Annotated in this window: 9 protein-coding genes; 7 read left to right on the top strand and 2 right to left on the bottom strand. The window is 34.4% G+C overall.

Annotation, left to right across the window (positions count from 1 at the left end; translation table 11 throughout):
• The first annotated feature begins 67 nt into the window (after positions 1–67).
• Positions 68–505 carry an RrF2 family transcriptional regulator gene (locus FUA24_RS06720; RefSeq protein ID WP_148540832.1) on the top strand — a complete coding sequence of 146 codons (438 nt, stop codon included), beginning with the start codon at positions 68–70 and terminating at the stop codon, positions 503–505.
• 63 nt (positions 506–568) lie between these two features.
• A complete protein-coding gene (locus tag FUA24_RS06715) occupies positions 569–2,827 on the top strand; it encodes a nitric-oxide reductase large subunit (RefSeq protein WP_148540830.1) in 2,259 nt (752 codons plus the stop codon).
• A 273-nt stretch (positions 2,828–3,100) separates the two neighbouring features.
• Here the strand turns inward: FUA24_RS06715 and FUA24_RS06710 are convergent, their stop codons facing one another.
• Positions 3,101–3,418 carry a 2Fe-2S iron-sulfur cluster-binding protein gene (locus FUA24_RS06710; protein ID WP_148540828.1) on the bottom strand — a complete coding sequence of 106 codons (318 nt, stop codon included), beginning with the start codon at positions 3,416–3,418 and terminating at the stop codon, positions 3,101–3,103.
• A 252-nt stretch (positions 3,419–3,670) separates the two neighbouring features.
• On the opposite strand from FUA24_RS06710, the gene FUA24_RS25050 reads away from it, so the two are divergent.
• Complete coding sequence (locus FUA24_RS25050; protein WP_187388195.1) at positions 3,671–3,889, top strand: hypothetical protein; 219 nt, start codon at positions 3,671–3,673, stop codon at positions 3,887–3,889.
• On the opposite strand, the gene FUA24_RS06700 is transcribed toward FUA24_RS25050, so the two are convergent.
• Entirely contained in the window at positions 3,875–4,261 is a 387-nt protein-coding gene (locus FUA24_RS06700; protein ID WP_148540824.1) for a group III truncated hemoglobin, read from the bottom strand. The genes FUA24_RS25050 and FUA24_RS06700 overlap by 15 nt on opposite strands.
• A gap of 245 nt (positions 4,262–4,506) precedes the next feature.
• On the opposite strand from FUA24_RS06700, the gene FUA24_RS06695 reads away from it, so the two are divergent.
• The 4 genes from FUA24_RS06695 (at position 4,507) to FUA24_RS06680 (ending at position 13,115) form a co-directional block, all read left to right on the top strand.
• Complete coding sequence (locus FUA24_RS06695; protein ID WP_148540822.1) at positions 4,507–7,317, top strand: triple tyrosine motif-containing protein; 2,811 nt, start codon at positions 4,507–4,509, stop codon at positions 7,315–7,317.
• Between the two features lie 296 nt (positions 7,318–7,613).
• The gene (locus FUA24_RS06690) at positions 7,614–10,802 is read left to right on the top strand and encodes a glycoside hydrolase family 2 TIM barrel-domain containing protein (RefSeq protein ID WP_148540820.1); all 3,189 of its coding nucleotides are present in this window, start codon (positions 7,614–7,616) and stop codon (positions 10,800–10,802) included.
• A gap of 11 nt (positions 10,803–10,813) precedes the next feature.
• The gene (locus tag FUA24_RS06685) at positions 10,814–12,241 is read left to right on the top strand and encodes an Ig-like domain-containing protein (protein ID WP_148540818.1); all 1,428 of its coding nucleotides are present in this window, start codon (positions 10,814–10,816) and stop codon (positions 12,239–12,241) included.
• Between the two features lie 31 nt (positions 12,242–12,272).
• A complete protein-coding gene (locus FUA24_RS06680) occupies positions 12,273–13,115 on the top strand; it encodes a glycoside hydrolase family 16 protein (RefSeq protein WP_148540816.1) in 843 nt (280 codons plus the stop codon).
• The last annotated feature ends 10 nt before the right edge of the window (positions 13,116–13,125 follow it).

Genomic DNA, 13,125 nt, shown 5'->3' with positions numbered 1-13,125 from the left:
TAAAATTTTATAAAGGATATTTTTATCTTTTATAAAAAGTATTAACTTTGCACCGAAATTTTATTTTATGTTTTCAAAGTCATGTGAATATGGATTAAGAGCTGTCATTTTTATTGCGGAACAATCTGTTATTAATAATAAGGTTGGACTAAAGGCAATAGCAGAAGCCGTTGATTCACCCGAAGCATTTACAGCTAAGATATTGCAGCAGCTTACTAGAACTAATATTATTACGTCTATTAAGGGGCCTTATGGCGGCTTTTTTATGGAGAAAGAAAAGCTAGAGAAGGTAAAATTGAGTGAAATTGTATCGGTTTTAGATGGCGATAATGTTTATACCGGATGCGGTTTGGGCTTATCGCAATGTGATGCCAAAAATCCATGCCCTTTACATCATAAATTTGTTGAAATAAGGAGAAATTTAAAAGAAATGTTGGAAGGAAATACAATTTACGATTTACTATATTCTAATGGTGTTGAGAATAAATTTTGGTTGAAACGTTAATATTTATACGCAAAAAGGATAAAAATACCTTTTTGTCCTTTAATAATTTTATAACTAATAATTATGAGAAAAATTTGGATAGGTTTTATAACAGTAGTGGTGTTATCATTTGCTGCTTTAATATGGGTTGGCACAGAAATATATCAAAAGCAACCACCATTACCCGATAGGGTTGAGGTACAACAAACGAACGAGATCGTTTTTACATCAAAGGATATTCAAGAAGGTCAGAATATTTGGGAGTCAATAGGAGGAATGGAAGTTGGTTCAATTTGGGGTCACGGAAGCTACGTGGCTCCAGATTGGACTGCAGATTGGATCCATAAAGAAGCTCTATTTCTATTAGATTATTGGGCTAAAAGAGATTTTTCAATGTCTTATGAAGACCTTTCAAATGAAAATAAAGGTGCGTTAAAAGTACGGTTGGTTAACGAAATAAAAACCAATTCTTTTAATGAAACTAGCAAGGTCATTTTTATTTCTGAAGAGAGATTGAGTGCTATCAAGGAAAACTCTGAGCACTTCGCTTCCATTTTTTCTAAGGGAAAAGAAGAATATGCTATTCCAGAAGGGGTGCTTAAGGACGCAGAGAAACTAAGAAAGCTCAATGCGTTTTTATTCTGGACCTCATGGGCGGCAAGTACCAACAGACCAGATCAAGAATATACCTATACTTCTAACTGGCCTCATGAACCCTTAATTGATAATACCATTACCCCGAGTTCTCAATTGTGGTCTGGTTTTTCAATTATTCTTTTAATACTCTTTATAGGTATACTGGCTTATTATTATGTGAGAAATCATGAAAAAGGAGAGGCGATTACAAAACCTACAAAAGATGCCTTGTTAAATATTTCACTCTTTAAATCGCAAAAGGCTGTACTTAAGTACTACTTTGTAGTTTGTCTTTTAATTGCTCTACAGGTTGTTTTTGGTATTATTACTGTGCACTATTCAGTTGAGGGGCAAGCCTTTTTTGGTCTTGATATTTCCCAGTATATACCTTATTCAATAACGAGAACATGGCACACCCAACTAGCTATATTTTGGATTGCCGCCACATGGTTAGCAACAGGCTTGTTTTTAGCCCCAATGATAAGTGGAAAAGAGATGAAGTTTCAAGTTTTTGGAATAAACTTCCTTTTTGTTGCACTACTTATCATCGTGTTAGGGTCTATGGTAGGTGAGTGGCTAGGTGTTCATCAATTTTTAAGCTTAACAGCGAATTTCTTTTTTGGTCATCAAGGATATGAATACATGGATCTTGGAAGGTTCTGGCAAATATTTCTTGCTATAGGAATGATTTTATGGATGATTCTGGTTGGAAGAAACGTACTCTTTGCCATAAGAAAGAAAGACGAGTCAAAACACTTATTAAGTATTCTATTAATAGCTATAGTCGCCATAGGTATGTTCTTCTTCTCTGGATTAATGTATGGAGAAAATAGTTCGTTACCGGTTATAAACTATTGGCGATGGTGGTTAGTGCACCTTTGGGTTGAAGGATTTTTTGAGGTTTTTGCAACGGTTGTAATAGCATATATGTTTTCTCAAATGAAAATTGTTTCAACAAAAACAGCAGGCAAGGTGTCTATTGCATCGGCAAGTATTTTTTTAGCTGGTGGAATTATAGGTACACTTCATCATATTTATTATTCAGGAACTCCAGTACAGGCTATAGCTTTAGGAGCAACGTTTAGCGCATTAGAAGTAGTGCCTTTGACTTTGATGGGGTTTGAGATACGTGAGAACTGGAATCTACTAAAAGAACATAAATGGATTCAGCGCTACAAATGGCCTATTATGTTTTTTATTTCAGTAGCCTTTTGGAACATGGTTGGTGCAGGAGTATTTGGATTCCTAATAAACCCACCAATAGCACTTTATTATATTCAAGGGCTTAATACTACGGCGGTACATGCGCATACATCGTTGTTTGGGGTTTATGGTCTTTTAGGCATGGGATTAATACTTTTATGTTTAAGAATTTATTCAAAAAACCTATGGAACGAAAAGCTCTTAAAATATGCGTTTTGGACTTTAAATGGAGGGCTTGTACTTATGGTGGTTTTAAGTTTATTGCCAATAGGTATTATTCAGGCATATACATCAATAACAGAAGGGTACTATTTTGCTAGAGAATCAGACTTACTTTATTCGCCTACAGTTCAAGTTTTAAAATGGATGCGTATTGTTGGTGATATCGTGTTTTCTATTGGTATAGTATGTTTTTGCTGGTTTGTTACTAAAGAAACTGCCGCTTGTTTAAGAGGCAAAAAAACGATTAAACCGAAAACAAATTTTGCCACGTTTGTCAAATGATATGTTTGGAAAGTTTATAAAAGTTAGACTATTCTTAATGAATAGGATCTAGGTGACTGATTTATAGCTTTGATTAAAAGCCTCTTTCATAAAAGGGGCTTTTTTATTTACTCTATTTAGGATGAGCTAATTTTTGATTGTTGGATAGGGCGTATAGGAAAACAAAAAAAAGGAAGCGTGTTTTACTGCATTTCTGTTAACCAATGATAGAACGCGTTTAAGTAAAAATAAATGAGAATAGTTGATTTTAAACGGTTAACATATGTACAAGAACTAGTAATTATCTATTACTTTGAATGTACTATTGTTAAGCTTTGGTGTTAACCTAATCTGACAAGCTAGTCTTAGGTTATTACTATTACCCAATAATTGTTTTAAAATTAGCCTTTCGTTAATATCTAATTCTTCTTTTAAGAGCTCTTCGTTATCGGTTTCAACAACACATGTACCACATAGACCTCTTCCTCGACATTCTCCAATGTCTTCATAATAGCTATTAGCAATAAGCTCCATTAAATTAGGGTATTCGTAGGTCTTAAACTTCAACACATGTTTTTCGTTAGATGAATCAATAACAATTATTTTTCCCATATATTCAGAAGTTAAGAGTTCTATAGTGTTTTAAAGTTTTGATGGGTAAATGAGGAAAGAAGCAATAATTTTATAGCCTCAAATGCTACGTAATAAAGGTGTAAGTAGGATTTAGCTAATTTGAATCCATCTATTATTTGTTCAGCTCTATAATCTAGTTGGGGTAGTAAATAAATAGACTGAATTATCAGGATTATAATAATAAGAAGAAAAGATATATTTCGTTTCTTAATTATGGATTGTTTACTTAATATGAAGGCAGTAATAATTACTAAAGCCAAGAAAATTTCAACTTTGTTAAGTGCGAAAAAAACAAGTTTTCCAATGCTGAGCCCTATTTCTAGAGTTACTCCTGTAGCTCTAAACTTTAACCAAGATTCCATAAAGCTAATTGCCCCAAGAAAGCCAATCCATATTAATGAGGCCGAAATCATGATTTTACGAGATGATTTAATGTTAGATGTCATTTGATAAGGATTTATAGGTGCTGATTTTTAGTTGAAACATTTGGGCCATTTTTCTTGCTTTATCTATTGCGTTTTCCGCTATATCTCCAATAAAGAGGTTGTTAACGGTGCCTTCAAAGTGTTTTAACCAAATACCAAAATGTTCGGGTTTTATAGGTAAATCTAAATGGGGCTTTAAGGGTGAACCTCTGTACGCCTTTTTATGAAACAAAACTGTTTGCCAGAATTTGTACATTTTGGACAAGTGATTTGCCCAGTCGTTCTCTATTTCGTTTTCAAAGACATATGCTATTTGGGAATCGCGTCTAATTTTGGTGTAGAATGAATCTACCATTAGCTTAATATCATCTATAGAGGTTATTTCTGTCTTTTCCATTCAAGTCTTTAAAATAAGTTCTGTATTGCAAAACTACTTATTATTTTATAACGGACAAGAATATCCTTTATTATTTTATTATGTCTTATAACACTAAGGTATTTCTTATGTTTTAGAAGCCTTTGTTCTTAATATTTCGAGGACTTTAGTATTGGATTTACCCAAACAAAAAATACTATTTTTCTTATTTTAAGGTATTTCCTGTATATTGTATACACAACAATTGTGTATAGTTGCTCTTTTTTATGAAATTTAAGTTAAGACTTGTTTTTAGTATAATTCTATTATTGAGGCTTTCATTAAGTGCTCAAGTATTACCACCAATACAATCTTTTTCTCCAGAAGTGTATGGGGCAGATAATCAAAATTGGGCCATAGCACAAACCAGCGACAAGCTTATATATGTAGCTAATAACAAAGGACTTCTTGAATTTAATGGTGAAACATGGAAGTTATATGACTCTCCAAATGGAAAGATGAGATCTGTGGCGGTAATTAAAGATAAAATCTACACGGGTTGTTATAAAAACTTTGGCTTTTGGCAAAAAGACAGTATTGGAGATTTGAATTACAAGTCCATTTCGGAGCGGTTGAAAGTACAATTTTTAGAAGATGAAGAAGTTTGGAATATCATAGGATTAGATGATTGGGTTTTGTTTCAATCTCTAAACAGGATTTATATTTACAATACGCTAGATGAATCCTATGACATAATTGACTCAAATACTATAATACATAAAATATTCAAAGTTGAAGGTGTTGTATACTTTCAAAAGGTAAAGGAAGGGCTTTATAAAATAGAAGGAGGGAAACCTGTTCTGGTGAGTGATGAGACCTTGTTTAAGGAGAGCTTTATCGTAAACATTTTTAAACACGAAAACAGCCTTTTAGTGGAAACCGAAGCGCATGGGTTTTATGTTTTGAGCGAAGACCAATCTATATCAAAATGGGATATTCCTGATGCAAACGTTATTTCGCAACTTAGTGTATATAGAAGTAAAAAGCTTAGCACTAATAGTTATATACTGGGTACAAGGTCTAATGGCATTTTTCATTTAAGTGAAAAAGGTAAAATAGATTATTCCATAGACTTTTCTAATGGTCTGTTAAGTAACTCTATTCATTATGTTTTTGAGGATTCAGAGCATAATATTTGGTTAGCTTTAGAGAATGGTATTAACTGTATTAATGTAAAATCCCCATTTTCGTTTTATCATGACAAAGAAGGTAAAATAGGAACTACCTATGCATCTATAATACATAAAGATGTTTTATATCTTGGAACTAACCAAGGCTTATTTTATAAGGATTTGGATGATTCTTCTTCGGAATTTAAGTTTGTTTCGGGAACAGAAGGACCAGTTTGGTGTTTGGTTAGTTACCAGAACACATTATTTTGTGGGCACAACCTTGGTACATTTATTATTGATAACAAAAGAATAACAAGTAGAATAGATGTACATGGCACATGGAATCTAATTCCCATTCCTGGTAAAGAAAATCAACTATTAAAAGGGAATTATGACGGTTTAAGCGTAATAGAACTTAAAAACGATAGGTGGCAGCTAAGAAATAAAATAGATGGTTTTAACACCTCTTGTAAATTTTTTGAAATTCAAGAAGATAACATTTTTGTTAGTCATGAATATAAAGGTGTATTCAAGTTAAAAATTGATAAAGATTTTACTAAAGTAACTGATGTAAGTAAGGATATAACGGTCGATAAAGGGATATATTCTAGTTTAGTAAAATACGACGATAAAATTTTATATACCTATCAAAATGGAGTTTATGCTTATAACAATAAAACAGATCAGTTTGTTAAGGACACACTTTTAAGTCATCTGTTTGAAAAAGAATCATACACCTCAGGGAAATTAATTTCCGATAAAAAAAACAAAATGCTTTGGGGGTTTTCAAGGAAAAAATTGAATTATGTAACTCCAGGAAAGCTTAGTGAAGCACCAAATATTGAAAGTATACCTTTTTCAGAATCCTTACCGCACGGGTTAGCGGGTTCAGAAAACATATCTCATTTATATAATGAAAACTATTTAATAGGAACCTCTGATGGTTATATCATTTTGGATCTTTCTAAAATTCGAAATAGAACATACAATGTTACCATAGGTTCTATATTATTAAGTAGTCAAGATGAGGAAGATAAATTTTTCACGGCTAAAACTAGTCCTAACGAGTTTAAAAGCAAATACAATAACATAGCTTTTACATTTAGTATTCCGGAGTACAATAAATATTTAGATACAGAGTACCAATACAAGCTAAATGGATTCTATGATAGTTGGAGTAACTGGTCTTCATCACCAACAGTTTTATTTAAAAATTTACCATTTGGAGATTACGAATTTAGCGTAAGAGCTAAAGTAGGCCATAACGTTACCGAAAACATTGAGACCTACACTTTTACTATTAAAAGACCTTGGTACCTCACTCGGTTCATGATTTTTTTATATGTATGTATTGCTCTTATAATCATATTAGTAGTACACGCTTTCTATAGACGTTATTATAAAAAACAACGAGAACGCTTAATGCGCAAGACGGAAAGAGAATTGGAACTTAAAGAGCTTGAAAACAAACAACAGTTAATGCGTTTTAATAACGAAAAACTAAGACAAGATATAGATAGCAAAAGTAGAGAGTTAGGTATGTCTACCATGAATCTTATAAAAAAGAACGAACTTTTGGGACGTTTAAAAACAGAATTACAATCTGTTAAAGACTTACATCAACTTAAAAATGTTATTAATATTATTGATAAGAATCTTAATAATAATGACGATTGGAATTTGTTTGAAGAAGCATTTAATAATGCCGATAAAGATTTTCTAAAAAAGATTAAAAGTATGCATCCCGAACTTACCACAAATGATTTAAGATTGTGTACCTATTTACGTCTAAATTTATCTTCAAAAGAAATAGCACCATTATTAAATATCTCTCCCCGTAGTGTAGAAGTTAAGCGTTACAGACTAAGAAAAAAACTAAAATTAGCACATGAATCTAGTCTTACGGACTACATTTTAGAGATTTAGTTCCACTACAAATAGAAATCATACCTATACAAGACCACAACATAACCTGTTTTTGTGTTTTCTTTTCTAAATAATTTAAAAGTTTGTAAAGCCCATGATTTATGGACTTTACGAGATAATTGAGTGGTTTTTTCTTACTGTATGTTTTTTGTTGTGGTTAAAAATATCGCATTAACATTATTCTCTTGTAAGTTTACATCACCACTTCTTGTCATTCTTACAACTGAGGCAAGAATAAGTTGCTCGCTCTCAGAGTAACTAAACTAAAACTAAAGACATAACTAATTATGAATGTAATGAAAAAACACTTTCTCAAGCTTTTCTTTTCACTCTTTTCATTGGTCATGTTTGCACAATCTAATAAGGTGCAAATAATAAGTAATGAAACTGACCATAAATTGGTCGTAGATGGAAAAGATTTCATGATCAACGGTATGAACTGGGATTATATTCCCATTGGAACAAATACCGTAAATGCAAACTTTTGGAAAAAATCCGATGATATTATTAAAGCAGGACTTGATTCCGAAATGTCATTGCTTAGAAACATGAATGTAAATGTAATTAGACAATACACTGGTGTTCCTGCAAAGTGGATTAAGTATATCTATGAAAACTATGGAATATACACCATGTTGAATCACTCCTTTGGGCGTTACGGTTTAACCTTAAATGGGGTTTGGACGCCTGTAACCATTTATGACGATCCTAAAACAGAAGAACACCTTATTAATGAGGTAAAAACCTTAGTGGCAGAGTATAAAGACACACCTGGTCTATTAATGTATCTATTAGGAAATGAAAACAACTACGGTTTGTTTTGGGCTGGAGCAGAAACTGAAGACTTTCCTGATGACGAAGGGAGGATTCAGTTCATAGGTGAAAGTAGAGGTAGACCCATGTACAAGTTGATGAACAAAGCAGCCTTACTAATGAAGGGAATGGATGCTTCTCACCCCGTTGCTATTTGTAATGGAGATGTTCTATTTATCGATATCGTAGCAGAAGAATGTAAAGATGTAGATATCTATGGTGTTAATTCATATAGAGGTCCTTCGTTTACGGATATGTTCGATGTGGTAAAGAAAAAGCTTAATAAACCTTTAATGTTTACAGAGTTTGGTGCAGATGCATTCAATGCTATTGAAAATAAAGAAGACCAGAAATCTCAAGCCTATTATATGGTAGAGAATTGGAGAGAAATATACCTTAATGCAGCTGGACTTGGAAGTGCCGGAAATTCAATTGGAGGGTTCACATTTCAGTTTAGCGACGGATGGTGGAAATTTGGTTTTGATAAACGAGAAAATGCCGATGTTCATGATAACAATGCTTCTTGGGCAAATGGAGGGTATCCAATAGATTTAGAGCCTGGTGAAAACAATATGAATGAGGAGTGGTTTGGTGTGTGTGCAAAAGGACCAACAAGCGAAAGAGGTTTGTATGATTTATATCCACGTGCTGCTTATTACGCACTTAAAGAAGCCCATGAATTAAATCCATATGGTGAAGATGTTACCAAAGGATTCATTCAAAATTACTTTAATAACATAAACTTAATGGATGCTGTACTTAGAGCAAGAGGAGATAAAGCTGCTCTAGATGCGAAAGATGGTGGCAAGATTAAGTTAAGTAACTTAAGAATGGAATTTACTACGTTCAATACAGGAGGGTCTTTAATAACAACACCAGAAACTCCAGTACCTGATACGGAGGCATTTCCAAATCAATTAGGATTTGATCATATGCAATCTTACTACATTGGTGTAGAAGGTAAGCCAACTTCAAATATGCGTGCCGAGGTTAACTTCAATATTCTCGGTAATGTGGCTAAAAACCCAATCAATGAAATATTTTATGAAAATGTAGGAAGACCTATCACAGTAAAAAATGCTCAAGGAGAAGATGTTATTATCTCAGATAACAACAGAGTGAGAGTTTATAATGCAGAGTTTGAATGGAATACCAAACACGCAGATGTAAGAGGGTTTTACAGAACAGGCCATTATCACTGGGGCTATGAAGGTGATTTCTTTGGTTTGTATCCAGAAGCTAATTACGGGCCTAACCTAGATATTTATAATGGTGAGATTTTAGGTGTTGAAATAGATGGTAAAAGAGCTTTTAAAGGTTTAAAAGCAGCCTTTGGGCCACAACTTTGGTGGGGTTCTAATCCGACCATGCTCTTCAAGTATAGAACACATTTTAAACATTGGGATATTACAGGTATCTACCATAGAGATCTAGATACGAGTCTAGAATTTGATGACAATGGATTACGATTTTTGAATGCTAATCAAGTTCGAAGTGGTGTAATTCCACCTTGGCCAACAGAACGTGCTACATTAGTTCTAGAAAGAGAATTTGGAAAGTTTGGTATATCGCTTGGTGGTATTTGGGGAGGTAGTCCTTTAAATGGAAGTTCATTCCAAGATGTCACTGGAGGACCAGGAAATTATGTCGTATATGAAGACCGAATAAACTCAAACGATAACTGGGGAGGTAAAGCCAAATTTACCTATGAGGGAGGCGCCTTTAATTTTTATGCCCAAGCAGCCTATATGGGCTTAGTTGCAAATGGAGGTGCCGATGCAACTAGAACATTTACCGGATGGAAGTTAAAAGACTCCGGAAGCGGTAATCAAACTAATATATTATCTGGATTTACAATTTCGGCTGGTAAGTGGCAAATAGCGCCAAACTTCTTATGGCAAAAACCACTTGTAGATCCAATGCCAAATGATGTTTCAGCACCAGGTAGATTAAGAAATTTTATAGATGATCCGTTTGCAGTAAGAGGAAATAGAGAGACTACTGCTGGAGAGTTATTACTAACCTTTGATCCTACACCCGGAACATGGTTTTATGAGTGGGATAATGATAGATCCGAAGATGCTAAATTGGCTTTCAACTTAGGGGTTGTATTTAAACACCACCCAACATCACAAGATGCACATATTGGGTTTTTAGCAAATCGTACCTTTTTTGCGTTCCCGCAAGCGGCTCCCGCACAAGATTTATGGGAAGTAAGCTCGCGTGTGGTATCTAAGGTAAATAGAGATTTAGGTGTTATAGCCAACCTTTATGGAGGTAATGCACAGGCAAATGGAGATAGTGATAGAACAATAGATCGTTTTGGTGCAGACATAAAAATGATTTATAAGAAATGGAAGTTCGAATATGGAGTGAAGATTAACGACTGGGGTCCGTTTGATTACCATAGGGACTTTAACCTTACTTTCCCGGTTCAAAATACCATAGATATTTCAACCACATTAGGCAAACCAGATTGGTTTATACTACCAAATACTAAAATAGGTATAAAAGGTATTTGGCGTTCCTTAGATGAAAACTCACCTAGGTATGCACCAACTGCGGTACCACCAAATACGTTCCCCGCTATTCCAACAACCAGTCCAGTAGGATTTGATAATGGTAGCGAATGGGAAATTAGAACCTATGTACACATCAATATTGGTAAATAAAAAAGAACAAAATGAAAAATATAACATTCACATATAGAAAAATGATCATCCTTATCGGAGTCATTTTTACAACAGTATTAAGTTGTGAAAGAGAGCTTTCAGATGAAGCAGTGTTTGCTACATTTCCATCTACAGCAGAGGTGTTTACAGATACACCTGTAGGTTTGGGTACTAATTTTTATTTTCCATATGGTGGTTCTAAACCAACGGCGTGGACGGTTGATATGGAAGTGAGTTATGAAGGCAACGCTTCAATGCGCTTTGATGTGCCGAATGCTAATGATCCAGATGGTAACTATGCTGGTGCAATTTTTAGAATTGATGGAGATGGTTCTGGTAGAGATTTATCAGGTTTTGATGCTTTAACCTTTTGGGCAAAAGCAACACAAGCAGTAACCATTGGAGAAGTAGGTTTTGGCGAAGATTTTGGAGAAAATAAATTTGTTACCACTAGAACTAATATTGATTTAACCACAAATTGGGTGAAATACGTTGTGCCCATTCCAGACCCCTCAATGCTTATTAGAGAAAGAGGTCTTTTAAGATATTCGGCTGGTGGCATTGGTCCAGTAGGTAATGAAGTAGGCTATACATTCTGGATGGATGAGGTGAAGTTTGAAAAGTTAGGTACAGTAGCACAGCCACAACCAGCCATGTTAGATGGGCAAGATGTTGTTCAACAGTCTTTTAATGGAAGCGAAATAGATTTGGGTGCTAGTGGTCTAAAACAGGTTTTTAATGTAGATGGAAGAAATGTAACTGTATACACAACCCCAGCATACTTCTTGTTTGAATCATCAGACCCAAGTGTGGCCACTGTAGATGAAAAAGGGGTGGTTACTGTACGCAGTAAGGGTACTGCAAAAATAACAGCTACTATTGCGGGGGTTCTCGCAAATGGCTCTTTAGAAGTTACGTCTAGTGGAGATTTACAGGCTGCGCCAATACCTACAAGACCGGCAGCCAATGTAAAATCTATTTTTAGTGACGCTTATGTAAACGCTACAGAAAGTAACTTTAATCCAGGTTTTGGCGGGTCAACTACTCAAACTACTCAAGCTAATTTAAATGGGGATAATGTACAGATTTACACCAATAATAATTTTACGGGTATCATTTTTAATAATACCGTAGATGGTTCTGCACTTACGCATCTTCATGTTGATGTATATACGCAACAAAGTGATACTAGTTTTGAAATTCAGATAAGAGATGTTGGAGGAAACGGAGAAATAGAGACTAACGTATTTACTGGTTTTCCTGATGGTGATGATAAAGACTATAGATTCAATGTGTCTGGTTTAACTCAAGGGGCATGGAATTCAATAGACATTCCATTAAGTGGAGATTTAGCTGCTCAAAAGAACAATTTAGGAGCTCTTATTTTGGCAGGCGGACCAGATTTTATACTTGATAATATTTATTTCTACTCAGAATAAACTAGGCTAAACAAACATAAAATTTACTAAGATGAATAAAAGACTTAAATATAAAATTGGTGTAGAAAGCCTTTTAATTGTGTGTCTCATGATGTCCTTTTTTGCAATATCAAGTTGTGAGACAGATGATACCCAGGTAGTAGCTACTTTCAATAATCTTGTAATGGCAGACGAGTTTGATACCAACGGAGCACCTAATAGTGCAATTTGGAATTTCGATATTGGAACAGGTCAAAATGGTTGGGGCAATAATGAGCTGCAATATTACACAGATAGAACAGAAAATGTTACAGTGCAAAATGGTGTACTAATAATTACAGCTAAAGAGGAGCAGTTTAATGGTTCTGCTTATACATCGGCAAGGCTATTAACCAAAGGAAAGTTTGAACGTACTTATGGACGTTTTGAAGCACGTATGAGATTGCCTTATGGTAAGGGAATATGGCCAGCTTTTTGGTTGCTTGGAGATGATAGTAATGGTACTCAAATTTGGCCGCAAATTGGTGAAATTGATATCATGGAATATGTAGGCGATGAACCCAGCAGAATGTTTGGAACCGTTCATGGTCCCGGATATTCAGGAGGAGAATCAATAAGTAAGGGGTATGAATTGGAGAATGGCAGATTTGATACAGATTTCCATGTTTTTGGAATTGAATGGGGACCAGATTATATCAATTACTATGTAGATGATGTGCTTTACAATCAAATTACTCCAGAAGATGTGCCAGGAGAATGGGTGTTTAACCGAGGCCCATTTTATATCATATTAAATGTTGCTGTAGGAGGCTCATTACCAGGTTCTCCAAATGCAGAAACAGTATTTCCACAAACAATGCTAATAGACTACGTGAGAGTTTACGAAAACAACTAATTCTAAAAAT

Source organism: Seonamhaeicola marinus (assembly GCF_008085455.1).
This window is presented reverse-complemented; position numbering and strand designations above follow the sequence as displayed.

What these genes read in the sequence shown, in the direction of transcription:
- FUA24_RS06680 (WP_148540816.1), top strand. Translation starts at nt 12,273, where the DNA reads ATGAATAAAAGACTTAAATATAAAATTGGTGTAGAAAGCCTTTTAATT.
- FUA24_RS06695 (WP_148540822.1), top strand. Translation starts at nt 4,507, where the DNA reads ATGAAATTTAAGTTAAGACTTGTTTTTAGTATAATTCTATTATTGAGG.
- FUA24_RS06685 (WP_148540818.1), top strand. Translation starts at nt 10,814, where the DNA reads ATGAAAAATATAACATTCACATATAGAAAAATGATCATCCTTATCGGA.
- FUA24_RS06715 (WP_148540830.1), top strand. Translation starts at nt 569, where the DNA reads ATGAGAAAAATTTGGATAGGTTTTATAACAGTAGTGGTGTTATCATTT.
- FUA24_RS06700 (WP_148540824.1), bottom strand. Translation starts at nt 4,261, where the DNA reads ATGGAAAAGACAGAAATAACCTCTATAGATGATATTAAGCTAATGGTA.
- FUA24_RS06710 (WP_148540828.1), bottom strand. Translation starts at nt 3,418, where the DNA reads ATGGGAAAAATAATTGTTATTGATTCATCTAACGAAAAACATGTGTTG.
- FUA24_RS25050 (WP_187388195.1), top strand. Translation starts at nt 3,671, where the DNA reads ATGAAGGCAGTAATAATTACTAAAGCCAAGAAAATTTCAACTTTGTTA.
- FUA24_RS06720 (WP_148540832.1), top strand. Translation starts at nt 68, where the DNA reads ATGTTTTCAAAGTCATGTGAATATGGATTAAGAGCTGTCATTTTTATT.
- FUA24_RS06690 (WP_148540820.1), top strand. Translation starts at nt 7,614, where the DNA reads ATGAAAAAACACTTTCTCAAGCTTTTCTTTTCACTCTTTTCATTGGTC.